Source organism: Chryseobacterium sp. BIGb0232 (assembly GCF_024810195.1).
GTDB lineage: Bacteria > Bacteroidota > Bacteroidia > Flavobacteriales > Weeksellaceae > Chryseobacterium > Chryseobacterium pennae.
Map to the genome: position 1 here is coordinate 1,165,972 of NZ_JANUEH010000001.1, position 15,681 is coordinate 1,181,652.

Annotated in this window: 12 protein-coding genes and 1 pseudogene; 2 read left to right on the top strand and 11 right to left on the bottom strand. The window is 34.7% G+C overall.

The annotated features are described in order from the left end of the window. Positions 1–34: 34 nt before the first annotated feature. From M2372_RS05020 to M2372_RS05045, 6 genes are all read right to left on the bottom strand, one after another. On the bottom strand, positions 35–1,429 hold the full coding sequence (locus M2372_RS05020) for an arginine decarboxylase (RefSeq protein ID WP_103248181.1): 1,395 nt from the start codon (positions 1,427–1,429) through the stop codon (positions 35–37). Between the two features lie 122 nt (positions 1,430–1,551). Beyond that, complete coding sequence (locus M2372_RS05025; RefSeq protein WP_123318107.1) at positions 1,552–2,427, bottom strand: tyrosine-protein phosphatase; 876 nt, start codon at positions 2,425–2,427, stop codon at positions 1,552–1,554. 309 nt (positions 2,428–2,736) lie between these two features. Beyond that, positions 2,737–3,366, bottom strand: coding sequence for a thiamine diphosphokinase (locus M2372_RS05030; RefSeq protein ID WP_123318106.1), 630 nt, complete (start codon positions 3,364–3,366; stop codon positions 2,737–2,739). Further along, a complete protein-coding gene (locus M2372_RS05035; protein ID WP_123318105.1) occupies positions 3,356–3,925 on the bottom strand; it encodes a cob(I)yrinic acid a,c-diamide adenosyltransferase in 570 nt (189 codons plus the stop codon). Before M2372_RS05035 ends, M2372_RS05030 begins: the two co-directional genes overlap by 11 nt. 194 nt (positions 3,926–4,119) lie before the next feature. Then, a complete protein-coding gene (locus M2372_RS05040; RefSeq protein WP_123318104.1) occupies positions 4,120–6,534 on the bottom strand; it encodes a TonB-dependent siderophore receptor in 2,415 nt (804 codons plus the stop codon). Positions 6,535–6,865: 331 nt separating this feature from the next. Further along, positions 6,866–7,450: a hypothetical protein gene (locus M2372_RS05045; RefSeq protein WP_148060701.1), complete on the bottom strand. Its 585-nt coding sequence runs from the start codon at positions 7,448–7,450 to the stop codon at positions 6,866–6,868. A 175-nt stretch (positions 7,451–7,625) separates the two neighbouring features. Here M2372_RS05045 and M2372_RS05050 point away from each other — a divergent pair, with 175 nt between their 5' ends. Further along, positions 7,626–8,117 carry a DinB family protein gene (locus tag M2372_RS05050; protein ID WP_123318102.1) on the top strand — a complete coding sequence of 164 codons (492 nt, stop codon included), beginning with the start codon at positions 7,626–7,628 and terminating at the stop codon, positions 8,115–8,117. A gap of 79 nt (positions 8,118–8,196) precedes the next feature. Here M2372_RS05050 and M2372_RS05055 read toward each other — a convergent pair whose 3' ends face one another. From M2372_RS05055 to lptB, 3 genes and pseudogenes are all read right to left on the bottom strand, one after another. Continuing rightward, a complete protein-coding gene (locus M2372_RS05055) occupies positions 8,197–9,153 on the bottom strand; it encodes a YafY family protein (RefSeq protein WP_123318101.1) in 957 nt (318 codons plus the stop codon). Positions 9,154–9,193: 40 nt separating this feature from the next. After that, complete coding sequence (locus M2372_RS05060; RefSeq protein WP_123319060.1) at positions 9,194–10,921, bottom strand: ABC transporter ATP-binding protein; 1,728 nt, start codon at positions 10,919–10,921, stop codon at positions 9,194–9,196. 503 nt (positions 10,922–11,424) lie between these two features. Then, positions 11,425–12,150, bottom strand: a pseudogene (lptB, locus tag M2372_RS05065) (LPS export ABC transporter ATP-binding protein); the annotation flags it as partial. Positions 12,151–12,300: 150 nt separating this feature from the next. Here lptB and M2372_RS05070 point away from each other — a divergent pair. After that, complete coding sequence (locus tag M2372_RS05070) at positions 12,301–12,594, top strand: TM2 domain-containing protein (protein WP_115973962.1); 294 nt, start codon at positions 12,301–12,303, stop codon at positions 12,592–12,594. Between the two features lie 178 nt (positions 12,595–12,772). Here M2372_RS05070 and M2372_RS05075 read toward each other — a convergent pair whose 3' ends face one another. Continuing rightward, complete coding sequence (locus M2372_RS05075) at positions 12,773–14,290, bottom strand: hypothetical protein (protein WP_123318100.1); 1,518 nt, start codon at positions 14,288–14,290, stop codon at positions 12,773–12,775. Between the two features lie 380 nt (positions 14,291–14,670). After that, positions 14,671–15,660, bottom strand: coding sequence for a porphobilinogen synthase (gene hemB, locus M2372_RS05080; RefSeq protein WP_123318099.1), 990 nt, complete (start codon positions 15,658–15,660; stop codon positions 14,671–14,673). Positions 15,661–15,681: the final 21 nt, after the last annotated feature.

Consider the following 15,681-nt stretch of genomic DNA (forward strand, 5'->3'; position numbering starts at 1 on the left):
TCACTTTCGTTCCTCGCAATGACTAGTTGAGGTTTTATTTGTAACCAAGAAGCTTCAAGATATCTTCAGGTTCCTGTTTTTCACGGAAAATTTCATACTGTAACTCTCCATTTTCATCTTTCTGGATCAGGACGTGTCTTGGCTGAGGCATCAGACAATGGTGAACTCCACCATATCCTCCGATAGTTTCCTGATAAGCTCCTGTATGGAAGAATCCGATGTACAAAGGCTTTGTATCACTGAAAACAGGCAGATAAATGGCATTGGTATGCTGCTCAGAGTTATAATAATCATCTGAATCACATGTCAATCCACCCAGGAATACTCTTTCGTAACTATCTTCCCAACGGTTTAGCGGAAGCATGATAAAGTGTCTTGAAATCGCCCATGTATCCGGAAGTGTGGTCATGAAAGAAGAATCAATCATATTCCACTTCTCTCTGTCATTCTGACGTTTCTGAGAGATAATCTTGTAAAGGTTTGCCCCACTTTCTCCAACAGTAAAACTTCCGAATTCTGTATAGATGTTTGGTTCTTCCACCCCTTCTTCTTCACAGAATTTTTTGATCTGAGAAACAATTTCCTCTACCATGTATTGGTAATCGTAATCAAAATTCAAAGAAGTCTTGATTGGAAAACCACCCCCAATGTTCAGTGAATCTACTTCAGGAGCAATTTTCTTCAAACGTGCGTATACACGAAGACATTTGTACAATTCGTTCCAGTAGTAAGAAGTATCCTTGATTCCCGTATTGATGAAGAAGTGAAGCATTTTCAATCTTGCATTCGGGTGTTCAGCAATCTTCTGGCTGTAATAAGGAATGATATCTTTATATCCGATTCCTAATCTTGAGGTATAAAATTCAAACTTTGGTTCTTCTTCAGAAGCAATTCTGATTCCGATATTAAAGGTAGAATCAATACTTTCTGTAAGTTTATCCAGTTCACGGTAATTATCCAGAATCGGAGTAATGTTTCCAAAACCATTATTGATCATATCAGAAATATTGGTCAGATAATCATCTGTTTTGAATCCATTACAGATTACCTCAATGTTTTTATCTACCTTCCCTTTCTCATAAAGAGATTTTACAATATCCATATCATAGGCAGAAGACGTTTCTATCGAAATATCATTCTTTAGGGCCTCTTCCAATACGAAATTGAAATGACTGGATTTTGTACAGTAACAGTAGGTGTAATTCTTTTTATATTCAATCTTTTCAAAAGCTTCTTTAAACCAGCTTTTGGCTTTTTGAATATTTTGAGAAATTCTCGGCAGATAGCTAATCTTTAGCGGAGTGCCAAATTGTTCAACTACGTCCATCAATGGAACGTCGTGAAACAACAAATTGTTCTCAGAAACATTAAATTCCTCCGTAGGAAAATATAATGTCTGATCAATAAGTTCCGAGTACTTTATTTTCATTTCTAAACAAGTGAATTAAGAAATGCAAAATTGCTAAAAAAGTTTGATTTTTAGGTGTTAAAATTATTATAATTTTAAATAAAACAACAATATTGTTGTTTAGAGAAATTTACCCCTGATAATCAGTGGGTAAACTTTTGAATATATCCCTCTCTTTTGATTTCAGAAATACCTAATACCTGCTGAATATAAGTATCTATAGACCCATACTTTTTATCGATCTCTTCAAAAGCTGCATCAAGGTATCTTTTTTCTACCCAACTAAGCTTTTCCAAAACCTGTAAATCCATCTTCGGATACAGGAAATGTAGGTTATTGGCCAATCGTAGTCTTTTCTCTACCAGGGGCTTCCTGAAATTATTGGACAAAAGATATTCATTATAAATGGTTTCTTTATCAAACTTCAATATGGTCAGGATTAAGGCAGTAACAATTCCTGTTCTGTCTTTTCCGGCTGTACAGTGGTAAAGAATAGGTTTCTCCGATTCCAGAATCTCTGTAATAATAGTTTTTATTGTCTCAGGATTTTCGGTTACATATTCACGGTAGAAGTCAATCATTCTTTTGTCTGCATCAGAAGCATTCACTTTTCCTTTCAAAACCATTTTTTTAGCCTGTGACAACTGATCTCCTTCATCTTCAAAAGCTGAATATTTCTTATAGGTTACCCCATCCGGAAGATAATCCGGGCTATCAGAAATCTCTTTTGAATTTCTTAAATCTATAATCTCTGCAATACCCAGTTTTCCAAATTCATCAAAAGATTTCTTTTTAAGCTTATGGAGATGGGCACTTCTATAAAACATTCCTTCTTTTAAGGTTCGTCCTTCAGAATTTTTAATATTGCCTACCGCCCGGAAGTTATTAACCTTTTTGATCTTAAGGGCTTTCTCAGTTTCATTTTTGCCATATTCAGGTGTTTCAAAATGTTGTGTTTTGCATGAAAAAATGCAGCATAATGAAATGGTGATAACCGGTATTTTGATGAATGTATTCAATAGCTTTTTGTTTTATTACAAAAGATACAAAAGTTTATTTTACTAACACTTTAGTTCACTTAAGTAAGCTTAAAAAATTACATAAAAGAAGTACACTTAAGAAGAAAATCAAAGATTTTCAGAACTTAGGTGTACTTCTCAAACAGTTACTAGTCACTTAGAAATAACTTAAGTATTCAAAAACTTTTGTGACTTCTGTGGTTAAAGATTTTATATTAAATTTTGGCTAAAGCCAATGCATCTTATTTTATTGAACGGTTTAAAGCCTGTTTCTATTGAATTACTTGTGTAATTTTACTTAAAACTTTATCACAAATAATTTTTCCCAATAAAAATCAACAGATCTCCTTTTTCATAGGTAATGGAAACCTCATCTTCTACCGCAAAGTTTCGGGTTCCGATTGTTGAGGTAATGTTCAGACTTCCATTATCCAAAGGCCAATTTAATCCTTTTGTTATAATATTTTCAGCTGCAGGAAAAGGGTACAGGGAAACCATTTTATCTTTTATTCCTTTTATCGTAAAGTTTTTAGGAATGAAGTAATACTCTGAAAATTCATCATAAAACTTCACATCCAGTTTATCTTTAAAGGCATAAGCCACCGTAAGATTTCCTAAAAAATGATCCTGCTCGCCCCCGCTTCCACCAAAAACATCTACATTTTTTCCTCCTTTTTCGATAATGATATCCAGTCCTTTATAAAAATCTGTATGATTCTGATCGGGTGTATGGATAAATTTTTCCTGATAAATATTTTCATCAGATCCGGAATGGGAATCAAAATCACCGGAAATAAAATCCAGTTGAGCCAAAGGAAAGCCTATTCTTTTGAGATAATGAAAAGCGCCGTCTGTACAGGCAATCAGATCATAATGATCCGGATTTGGAAAAGATTTTGGAGCTTCACCGTTGATGAAAAGTAATACTTTATCTTTCATTCGGGTTCCAGTATTCTTCAGGTTCGTTGTTTAGTTTTGATATATATCTTGCCAACACGAAAAGATAATCTGAAAGTCTGTTTAAATATTTAATCAATTCCGGACGTACTTCTTCAGCTTCATTTAAAAATACCAATGAACGTTCTGCTCTTCTACAGATTGTTCTTGCCGCGTGCAAAAATGTTGCAGGTTTACCTCCACCTGGAAGGATAAAATACTGAAGTGGTTCCAGCTTTTCGTCAAAAATATCCATCCATTGCTCCAGTTCTTCAATTTCTGTTTCTGAAATAATGATCGGAAGACGGGATTTTCCGTTGGCCAGCATCAGCTTATCTACTGGGGTAGCTGCTTCTGAACCTACTGTGAATAAATCAAACTGAATTTTTTTCAGCTGTCTCAAAACTTCTTCATCTTCAATATGGCTTTTAGCTATTCCGATGAATGAATTCAGTTCATCTATATTTCCGTAGCTTTCCACTCTGGCACTAGCCTTAGAAACTCTTGTTCCACCGTATAGTGCCGTTTGGCCTTTATCTCCTGTTTTTGTATAAATTTTCATAGTACTAAAATACCTTTTTTTGAACAATGTAAAAAGTAAAATGTAGCAATAGCTTCCTATTCTATCTGAAAATAATAAACTGACATTAATTCCTAATGTCAGTTTATATTTTCCCATATGGGTTTTATATCTTTTGAGGCTGCTTCACCTTTGTTAGGCATGACAACACAAATATCGATTCCTTTATTTATAGATTAAAAAGTATAATTAACATTTAGCTGAAAAGTGGTTCCATTAAATCCAAACTGATTCACTTCCCAAGGATATTTGAACCTTCCTCCAAGATCTGTTACTACATCTCCTTTGCTATCTATAACATCCGGATAAATATTTAATAAATTATTTACGACTCCGGAAACTTTAAGGTCTTTCGTGATTTTATATGTTAAAACGATGTCTGTAATTACCTTACCAGAAAATGTCTGATCTTTGGCAGGATCAGTTGCGTGCTGCCATGCAACAGAACCAAAGTAAGTATTATTTAAGTTAAAATTAAACTTTGAAATTTCATACGAAAGACTGAGAATAGTTTTTGTTTTTGGCCTTGCAGAGGTAATTCTAGATTGTTCTTTTCTATCAAAAAAGTTTTCTGAGTAATCATTTTCAGCCAAAATAGGTGGAACGGCAATATTATCTACTATTTTAGTTTCGTTATAATTGAAAGCAGCAATAATTCCCAATCTTCCTTTGCCTACAGCGGAATTATAATTAGCTACAAAATCTACCCCTTCAGTAACCGTATTTACCGCATTGGTAAAAAACTTCAAAGAGGTTATTTTATTATTGTTTAATATTACTTCCACAGGGTTTGCTACATCCGGACTACCCGGAGCACCGGTTTTGTACCCAATATCTCCTGAGAAAAGTACTCGGTCTTTAATTTTTATTCTATAATAATCTGCGGTAATAGTCAGGTTTTTAAAAGGTTTTATGGCAAATCCCCCAGTAATGTTAAAGGCTTTTTCAGCATTTAATTTTGGTACACCAAGATCAGATCTTACAATTTGAGAGTCATTATTAAAAGTCCCCTGATTAGCTACAGTATTCCCTGTAATTTTGGTTTGAACATTGGAATAATAAATTTGATGTAATGAAGGTGCTCGAAAGCCTGTAGAAACAGATCCTCGGAAAACCAGTTTATCATCTAACAATTTATATCTTGCATTTCCTTTCCAGGAAACATTATTTCCAAAATCACTGAAATTTTCATATCTCACGGTTCCTCCAAGTAACAGGTTTTTCGTAACATCCCATTCAGCATTTATATAAGCTCCAATATTCTGACGATTTTCATTGACTTCGTTTTGAGGCTGCAGCCCAGGAAATGATTCTGCACCACTTCCTATGTAAGATGCTTCCTCTCCTGCCGTTGCCTGATAATTTTCATTACGCACTTCCACTCCAGCTCCTAAAACAACCGCACCAAAGTCCCGGTTGATATCTATATTTCCTATAATATTACTAAACTGATGACCACCCGCTTTAAAACGGGTTGGTGAATTTGCACCCAAAGATGTATTTATGGTATTTACAACATAATTTACAGCATTAGAGCCAAAGGTTGCACTCCCATCAAAACTCCATTTTCCAAACATACCTTTCCATCCGGAGGTTAAATTATAATCATAAACATCTGTTTTAAATTCAGGCTGAAATCCATTGTAAGGTTGTCCTTTTGGAGTTAATAAACCAAAATCTGAAGCTACCCAATAGGGTGTTCTATACAAAGCATAACTGGTCCCATTCCTGTAAGTTGTACCCCCAAAAGCATAAAATTTACCTGTCTCGCTTGTTGGCAATTCAAAATTCACAAACATATTAGCAACTTTTGTCTCCGGTTGTCCTATAATCATTCCTAAACCAGGATTGGCTTGCGTCCAGGCATTATCCACCCCAAAAAGATCATCTTTTGTAACAGAACCTGCACGGTTCGTTTTATTTTGGGAAGAATATCCTAATGTAAGATTCAAACTTCCATTTTTGGCAACTCTGATTCCTGTATTAAAATCTGCTCCGATATTAAAGCCGTCTCCTTTTGAAGTAATCCCTGAAAAAAGATTGACTGCACTTTTTCCAACGCTGTTCTTAAGAATAATATTGATCACTCCTGCAATAGCATCAGAACCGTATTGTGCGGAGGCACCATCTCTCAATACCTCTACATTCTGTAAGGCGGCAGATGGAATGCTTTTCAGATCTGTACCTACCTCACCTTTTCCGGGGGTGTCATTTACATAAATTAAAGCACTTTGATTTTTTCTTTTATTGTTAACCAAAACTAATGTTCTGGATGGGCCTAATCCTCTTAAATCTGCCGGATCAAAATGAGCCGTTGCATCAGAAACAGTTTGTTGTGATGAATTAAAAGAGGGTACAGCGTACGTCAAAGCTTTATCAAAAGTAATCTGTCCTGTGGATTTTAACTGTACTGCCGAAATATTATCAATAGGAATTGCTGAGGTAATTATGGTTCTGGGCTTAGTTCTCCCTGTGGTCACCACAACTTCATCTATATTATTTTCTTTTACAGTTTCCTGAGCATATGCCATAGTACCAGCTCCACTTAATAGTAATGCATAGATTTTTTTATTAAAGATTTTCTTTTTCATGTCAAGTATTAATAATTGAATAAATTTATAAAAATATTAAATACTAAACATAAAAATATAGCATAAAATAAATATACCATCCAAAACATAACATATCTTTATTAATATGTAAAAATATAATGGTTAATTTACAAAATACAAATTGGTCTATTAATACTCTAAAAAAGAAATACAGTAATTATCTTATATTTTATATGAAAAATAATTAACCAAAATAACAAAATAACGTGATTTTATTCTTTTTAATAAATAGTTTAAATAGATTGAAATTGCATCAGCTATGGGCTTACAATAACTATAAAAATGGCCGGCAAAAGCCGGCCAATCCAAATTATTTATTTACCTCTACGTATTGTATGATGGTCTGGTTTTTGGGGTTGTAGATCAGAGTACTACTGTTGGGAAATCTTTTCAGCTTATAATACTGAATGCTTTTATCAGTTTTAATATCTTCTAAAAAGCTTGTATCAAAAGTATTATCAGGAAGAAATTTTGAGAGAAGGCTTATTTTACTGATAATGCTTTGCCCATCAATCTTTTTAGCCGTTTTATCTGATTTTCCTTCATTAGAAGTGGGTTGTTTTTCTAAAAAAGGCAACAAGACATCAATGTTTGCTTTGTATTTAAAAATATAACCTTCGGTTCCTGTAGGAAGCTTTATTTTCTTTCCTTTTTCTTCTGAAATCATATTACCTTCTGCGTTAGGGAAAACTGTATTGAACTTTGCATCCTCGGAATTAGTAAATGAATTAATAGATTCGTTCACTGTTTTTTTAACAGTCTCTTCTACTGCTTCCTGGGCTTTCTGCTGTACCTTTTCCTTGGTTTCCTGGACCGTCTGATCTATTTTTTCTTCAATTTTATTACATGATACTAATAAAAAAGTGGTCATAACAGGCAAAATATACTTCTTCATAATTCTAAATAATCATTTTCTTTTTATTAATATACTTCTCTTAAACGGAAAAGTAGTCTTCAATATTTCAGCAAAGAAATAAATATTTTTTCAGTATCAAAAATTCTACTGACAAACTGTTGTCATCATCCACTCATACCTTTGTATCAACAATAACAAACAAAAACGATACATTATGACAACTACAGCAACAGCAACTAAGCAATTCATGACTACTGAGCAGTTATTAAAGGACTGGCAAGGACACAGAAACCTTACAAGAAGAGTGATTGAGGCTTTTCCTGAAAAAGAATTATTTGAATTTTCAATTGGTGGAATGAGACCATTCGCTAAAATGGCAGTAGAGCTAATTTCTATTGGAGGTACAGCTTTGAAAGGAATTATTGAGAACAATGTGGAAGCCTATAGTGAAGAAGCTTTTAATCCAAAAACTAAAGAAGAAATTTTGAAAAAATGGGATGAAGAAACTGATGTGATCAACCATTATTTCAGACAAATTACTGAAGAACGTTTCCAGGAGACTTTTAATCTATTCGGACAGTATGAGTTCCCGATATATGAGAATATTCTTTATTTTGTAGATAATGAAATTCATCACCGTGCACAGGGATATGTTTATCTGAGAGCTTTAGGAATTGAACCTCCTTTCTTCTGGGAGAGATTTTAATACAAAAACAGATTTATAAACCATTTCATCTATTTGCCAATAAAAGTCAATCTACCTCAGCTGTTTTCGGCTGAGGTTTTTATTGATGCCTTTCCATCATTTTGACAAGCAATTCTCTCATCCTTACCTGAAGGCTTTCCGGTTCAAGGACAGTAGCATAGTCTGCAAAAGTAATAACCCAACGGGGAAATCCGTCACTGATCCATTCTGTTTCAAAAGTAAGTTCCATCCCTTGATCGGTTTCTACTTCTTCAACCAACCCATAATATTTTTTAGAATTGACTAAATGAGCCATTATTTTTTTATCTATCAAAAGTTTCGCTTTCACTTTATTTCCGTGTGACTTTCTGTAGTCATTGATTTGCCCATATTCCTGTAAAAAAGGAATCTGTGTTTTAGAAATCTTTAGAATTCTGTCTATTCTAAACTGCCTGAAGTCTTTTCTCAGTGTACAGTAAGCCATGATATACCAAAAATTGAATTCAAAGAAAATTCCGACTGCTTCAATGGTTCTGTTGGTTACTTTTGAATCTACTGTCTGATATTCAATATTCAGCTGTGTTTTCTCAGCAATGCTTTCCAGAATAATAGGAATTACATTCTTCAGAGAGTCTTCCTCTTTCTGTTGCGTATGAAAATTAAAAACATCAATCTGTTTTTCAATATTCTGAATTAAATTCTTATCTGAATGCCTCAACACGGAACGTACCTTTTCCATAGCGGTCTGATAATGATTTCCCAAACTCTGATGGGAAAATTTCTGCATAAGCTTTTCGGCGGTAATGAAGCTCAAAACCTCTTCTTTGGTAAACATCACTGGTGGAAGTTTATAGCCATCCATCAGGGAATATCCGTTTCCTGCTTCTCCAACGATTGGAATTCCTGCATTTTCAAGGGTTTTTACATCCCGATAAATAGTTCTTATGCTGACATCAAATTTTACTGCCAGATCCTGTGCTCTTACTACAGGTTTAGACTGCAGCTGGGTAAGAATAGCTGTGATGCGGTCGAGTTTTTTTAGATAGTGATCGTTCATGTATTGACAGTTGTTGGCTGAAGATAAGTCAACAAAATTATTAATTTTCTTTAAGAGTATTTACCAGTTTATCGAGATTTAAGCTTCGTGCTGAGGCGTCAAAAATTTCACGATAAGTTCCTTCTTTATTGTACAATTCATCATGAGTTCCATTCTCTACTACTCTTCCTTTTTTCATAACGTAGATCATATCAGAATCCAGAATCTGGGATAATGAATGGGAAATAATGATAACAGTTCTTCCCTCTTTTATAGCATCCAGAGAATTTTTGATCTGTTCGGTAGCGATGGCATCCAGACTTGCGGTAGGTTCATCCAGGAATATAATCGGAGGATTCTTCAAAAACAACCTTGCAATCGCAATTCTCTGTTGTTGTCCCCCTGAAAGTTGAGTGGCATCATGCTGGTAACCGGTAGGAAGATCCATAATCTGATCGTGCAGATAGGCTTTTTTAGCTGCATCCTTAATTTCTTCAAGGGTGGCATTCATATTTCCATAGCGGATATTGTCTTCAATACTGCCCTGAAAAATGTGGTTTTTTTGAAGAACTAATCCCAGATCGCTTCTCAGAAATGTATTATCAAATTCATTTAAGTTCACCCCATCAAGCAGAATCTCACCTGAATCAGGCAGATAAAATTTACACAGCAAGTTAATAACCGTTGATTTTCCAGCTCCGCTCAGTCCTACCAATGCTGTCGTTTTTCCATTTTCAATTTTCATGGAAACATTATGTAAGGCCTGGGTTCCGTTGGGATAACTAAAGTCTACGTTTTTCAGTTCAAAAGTTCCTATAATTTTATTTTCCACAAAGGTTCCATTCGGTTCTGTTTCATGATCAGCATTAAGAATATCAAAATATCCTTCAGCATAGATCATTGCATCATTCATATCATCATAAATCCTGTGCAATTGACGGATTGGTGCTGACACATTGTTGAAAAGCATAATATGAAGCATAATGGCTCCGATAGTCATTTGCTGATCCAATACCAGGTACACTGTTAGAAGAATAATTAAAACGACTCCAAACTGTTCGATGAAAGTTTTTAATCCGTCATAAATAAAGTTAGTTTTCCTTGTGAACATCTGGCTTTCCATCAACTGCATCTGCAGATCATATTGTTTTTTTCCTTCAAATTTTTCACGGACAAAACTTTTAATCACCATAATGGAATTCACCAGATTCAAAAGCCCAGAAGTCTTTTTCTCTCTCTGATTTCTCAGCTGCCGGCGTACTCCACTCAGTTTTTTAGCCTGCAGTGAACTTATGTAAAAATAGATCGGAACAATGATTGTTGACACCAATCCTACATACACATTCTGCATATACATGATGATAAGTGCAATAATGGCATTGGAAAAAAGCGGAAGAATATCAATAAAAAAATTCTGCACCAGTTTTGTTAAGCTTTCAATTCCACGATCAATCCTGATCTGCAATTTTCCGGATTCGTGATTTTCATCATTAAAGTAAGCCACTCTATAGCTCAAAATTTTGTCAATAGCAGATTGTGCCAGCACAGAACTGACATTGATTCTGATCTTTTCACCATAAAACTTCTGTCCGAAATTGATAAAAATATTCAACAGTTCCTTTCCCAATAAAATAATAGAAATGATGACAAGAATATGAATCCCTTCTGTCATTGGATTAGGAAGATGGGTAAGCTTGGTAACCTCATCTACTGTATACTTCAGTACAATCGGGTTTACCTGTGCTGCCAAAGCTCCAAGAAAAGTTAGAAACAATGTTCCGTAAATCATCGGCCGATAGGGTCTGATGAATGGAACAAGCTGTTTATAAATCCCGAATAAAGTAACTGTTCTGTTGAAAGGTTTAGCCATAGGAATTATTTAAACTGAAAAACGTACCGTTTCGAAGAGAAAAGGTACGTTTTATTATCATGTTCAGCAAATAAATGCTTTATATTTTATCCTTCAAACATATAAGTTGTAAGGTAGTGCAGTTCTTTTCTGCTGGCTTCTTTAGCCTCTGCTTCTGCCTGTTCCAGAGAATATTGGGAATTGATTTCTTTTTTCTGGAAAATAAATGAGTTGTTGGCATTCTTATCTACAACTTCATCAAAGATATGCTTAATTTCAGGGTTTCCTAGGGAGGCAAAACTGATATCTTCAAAACCGTACATCCGTCTCAAATCATCAAACTGACTAAAATTTTCACTAACAAATCCCTGCAGCTGTGCTTTGGAATCAAAGTTACCAGCCCAGATATTATAAGCATATTTCTTCTTTTTAGGCTTATCTAAAATACTTTGATATACGAAGTTTTCACCAAGATAAGCTTCTCTTACCTGTGGATCATTGGCAAGATCTTCCGGAAGTCCTTCTTTAAGGATCTTTCCTTCAAACATAATGTATGTTTTGTTGGTAATTGCAAGCGTCTGCTGTACGTTGTGGTCAGTGATCAGGATTCCGATATTTTTATCTACAAGACTTCTTACAATTTTTTGAATATCCTCTACCGCAATCGGGTCTACCCCGGCGAAAGGCTCATCCAAAAGGATAAAGTTCGGACTAGTTGCCAAACAACGGGCAATTTCTGTTCTACGTCTTTCTCCTCCGGAAAGAAGATCTCCCCTGTTTTTACGAACGTGTTGTAAAGAAAACTCTTCAACCAGCTCATCACATTTGATTTGCTGTTCGCGTTTTGAAAGTTTTGTCAGCTGCAATACTCCCATAATATTTTCCTCTACAGACAATTTTCTGAAAACGGAAGCTTCCTGTGCCAGATATCCGATACCCTTTTGGGCTCTTCGGTACATCGCATCCGTAGTAATCTCCTGTTTATCCAAGAAAATTTTTCCTGAAGTAGGCTTAACCAACCCTACGATCATATAAAACGATGTCGTTTTTCCTGCTCCGTTCGGACCAAGCAACCCAACAATTTCTCCCTGCTGAACCTGTACAGAAACGCCTTTTACAACTTTTTTAGGACCGTATTCTTTGATTAAGTTTTCTCCGCGTAAAATCATAGGGCAAATATATCAAAAATATAAACTTCACTTATAGGTAAATGTAAACTTGTTGATCTAAAATGTAAACTTATTCACTTCCAATCCATTGTAACTTTTCATGATTTTAAGCTACTTATACAATACAAAATCAGTTATAAATAGTAAGAAATGGAAAATTACGGATATACAAAAACGGAAAATACAGAGAACCAGCAAAGCAATATCCCCTATCGTTCAGAAAAAAAGATTCCCGCTGCCCTATTAGGAATTCTGGTAGGCTGGCTGGCTTTAAATAAATTTTATCTTGGATACAAAAGAGAAGGTATTATTCAGTTAATCCTGAATGTGGTTACTTGTGGTGCTGCTTCCGTAATTCCTTTTATTGAAGGGATTCTATATCTGTTTATGAGTGATAAACAGTTTGATGATACTTATGTACATGGAAGAAAACCATGGTTATAAAAAAACCTGTTCTTTTATTATTTAAAACAACAGAAATACAGAAACTTACATTAATTTCATTTAAAAAGATTCCGGCTGTTCTTATCTGAACAGCCGGTTTTATATTTTAATAATGGGAATATTTCTGCCAAGAACTCAAGATATTAATCTTTAGAGCTATTTCTTATTCATAAGGTCTTTAATCATTTCCATAAATAACAAAATACTTTGTTTTCTTGATAATCTTTTTCTTTTTCATTACTTCTACAGTAAATGAACTTTTATAAAAACCGTCTTTGAAAAGGATAAATTTCTTTTCATCTACAGCAAATATGTTAGCATCAAGTTTAGAAAGATCAGTCTTCCATTTTGGGTATTCCACATCCATTTCCCAGGATGCCCTGTCTAAATATTTTCCATTGACCACATCCAAAAGCGGAGATCCCGGTAAAAAAATAATATTGGGATACTCCTTTTCAAGATTTTCTGATTCTTTGATGTATTCATATTCTTTTTCAGACATCAGTAATCCGGAAACAGCAGGAATATCTTTTGCAAATACATAACGTGTAGAAAATATACTCTCGGAAAAATAAGGATAATTCAGTCTGATCAGTAAGAAAGAGCTTAAGGAAACCAACCACAGTCCCCAAAAGAAACGGGTCTTATCTTCCAGAAATTTAATCATGAGAATAAAAACAAAAAAAGTAGGGGTATTGGCTCCCCAGGAAATCGTGGAAGTCCAGCCTAAAAACAGCAAAAAGAATACATTTTTCTCTTGAGGATTATATTTTAAAAACAATACCGCCAACAGTAAAAACAATGTATTAATCCCCGTATATCCTCCATTATTAAACAACGGATAAATAATCAGAACAGGAAAAAGGATCAGTAAAATATATTCAAAGATTTCTTTCTTAACCTTAATAAAATAAATGGAAACCAAACCAGCAATCAAAAGGGCAGATTGCCATTTGCTTGAGAATAAATAAGGGGCAATACTGCTGTCATAAAAGCTTGATGCTATTGAAGTATTAAAAACAAGATTCCAGAATGCAGCAAAGTTTTCAATAATATGATATTGAAAGAGGGCAAAGATCAGCAATAGAAATGATATCCCCGAAACTATAATATCTTTTCTGATCAATGTTCTTTTTATAAACAGATCTCTGAATACAAACAGAGACAATCCAAAACTGAAAATAAAGAAAGACTGTTTGGTGAGTGCCGTTATTCCTAAAAACACTAAAGTACTCAACAGCCATTTTCTCTTATAAAAATAAAGGGAAATAGCTCCAAAAAAGATTCCGTCTACCGTATGCCACGGCATAATGGGAAATACATGCATAAAACAGATCACAAACAGGAAGCTGATCTCATATCTGATTTTATCAAAAAGAAGCTTCTGAAAAATCAGTGTGGTAGCGAAGCATTGTATTACAAACAGAATCCTGCAGATCAAAATAAAATATGCTGAGGAAGCAGGAATCCATTTCAGCAGGCTATCCCAAAATATCAAAGTAAAAAAGGGACGGATATAATCAAAATCCTTATACATCTCCTGCCCCTGCTGCAGTCGTCCCACTATGGAAGGGATAAAGCCCAGATCAAACTGATCGACACTGTAAATGCATACAAAGGAAAGATATATTATGGACAAAATTCCCAGTATATACTGAATGGGTTTTCTATAATGTTCTTTAAAAGTGATATTCATTGGTTTTTAATCTATTTTATTGATGACTGCAATACAAAGTATTTTTTACAATCATTGACCCCGGAAGAATGTAAACAGGCATAAAGACTAGCTTAAAGAAGGTTATCTAGCCTGGAGTATTCAGTCTGAATTTCAAAAAAACGGATGCTGATTTTTTCATATTATGTGTTAAATTTCTGGTGCAATGATAATAAATTTTGACCATTAAAATCAATATTTTTCCAAAAAACCAGTGATAATAAAGACCTTCAAAAAATATTGACATGCCCAACATCGTAGCATTCTACTTTAAAAAGGTATTATCAGGTCTCATTAAAAATTCCTGCAAAAAAAAATAGACTGCCTTACTGACAGTCTATTTAAGCTTATTTGGATTTCTCTTATTTGTTCAAAATCATAGCAGCTTCTTTAGCAAAATAAGTGAAGATCATATCCGCACCGGCTCTTTTGAAACAGGTAAGACTTTCGATGATTGTATTATCATTATCCAGCCAGCCGTTTTGAACAGCAGCCTTTACCATTGCATATTCACCGCTTACGTTATAAACTGCAATCGGAAGATCAATCGCTTCACGTACTTTAGAAACGATATCCAGATAAGGAAGTCCCGGTTTGATCATGATCACATCAGCCCCTTCATCAATATCTTTAAATACTTCATTCATGGCTTCACGTGAATTATGATAATCCATCTGATAGGTCTTTTTATCCTTCGGAATTTCCATATCGTCTTTTGGAGCACTGTCTAAAGCACTTCTGAAAGGTCCATAGAAAGAGCTTGCATATTTTGCAGCATAACTTACGATTCCTACATCTGCAAATCCGCTTTCTTCCAATGCTTCACGGATCACCTGTACTCTGCCATCCATCATGTCGCTTGGAGCTACAAGATCAGCTCCTGCCTCGGCATGAGAAACTGACATTCTTGCCAACGCATCATTGGTAGCGTCATTTAAAATTTTTCCGTTTTCAATAATTCCGTCGTGTCCGTAGATTGAATAAGGATCTAATGCTACATCTGGCATTACAATCATTCCCGGTACTGCATCTTTGATCGCTTTGATCGTATTCTGCATCAATCCGTTTTTGTTCCATGCTTCTTTTCCGGTATTGTCTTTCACATTTTCGGACACCTTCATGTACAAATTGACAGCTTTTACACCTAAAGAAAATAATTCCTTACATTCTTTCACTGTTAAATCTATGCTTCGCCTGAAAATTCCCGGCATCGACGGGATCGGTTCCTGCATGTTTTCGCCCTCCATTACGAAGATCGGCATTACAAAATCATCAGTTGTAAGCACATTTTCTCTTACCAAACTTCTGATAGATTCATTAACTCTAAGTCTTCTATTTCTTGAATGTATCATTTTGGAATACTTTTTGAATAA

Excerpts from the sequence above, each read along its gene's own strand:
- M2372_RS05020 (WP_103248181.1), bottom strand. The coding sequence starts at position 1,429 with ATGAAAATAAAGTACTCGGAACTTATTGATCAGACATTATATTTTCCT.
- M2372_RS05030 (WP_123318106.1), bottom strand. The coding sequence starts at position 3,366 with ATGAAAGATAAAGTATTACTTTTCATCAACGGTGAAGCTCCAAAATCT.
- M2372_RS05035 (WP_123318105.1), bottom strand. The coding sequence starts at position 3,925 with ATGAAAATTTATACAAAAACAGGAGATAAAGGCCAAACGGCACTATAC.
- M2372_RS05040 (WP_123318104.1), bottom strand. The coding sequence starts at position 6,534 with ATGAAAAAGAAAATCTTTAATAAAAAAATCTATGCATTACTATTAAGT.
- M2372_RS05045 (WP_148060701.1), bottom strand. The coding sequence starts at position 7,450 with ATGAAGAAGTATATTTTGCCTGTTATGACCACTTTTTTATTAGTATCA.
- M2372_RS05050 (WP_123318102.1), top strand. The coding sequence starts at position 7,626 with ATGACAACTACAGCAACAGCAACTAAGCAATTCATGACTACTGAGCAG.
- M2372_RS05055 (WP_123318101.1), bottom strand. The coding sequence starts at position 9,153 with ATGAACGATCACTATCTAAAAAAACTCGACCGCATCACAGCTATTCTT.
- M2372_RS05060 (WP_123319060.1), bottom strand. The coding sequence starts at position 10,921 with ATGATTTACGGAACATTGTTTCTAACTTTTCTTGGAGCTTTGGCAGCA.
- M2372_RS05070 (WP_115973962.1), top strand. The coding sequence starts at position 12,301 with ATGGAAAATTACGGATATACAAAAACGGAAAATACAGAGAACCAGCAA.
- M2372_RS05075 (WP_123318100.1), bottom strand. The coding sequence starts at position 14,290 with ATGAATATCACTTTTAAAGAACATTATAGAAAACCCATTCAGTATATA.
- hemB (WP_123318099.1), bottom strand. The coding sequence starts at position 15,660 with ATGATACATTCAAGAAATAGAAGACTTAGAGTTAATGAATCTATCAGA.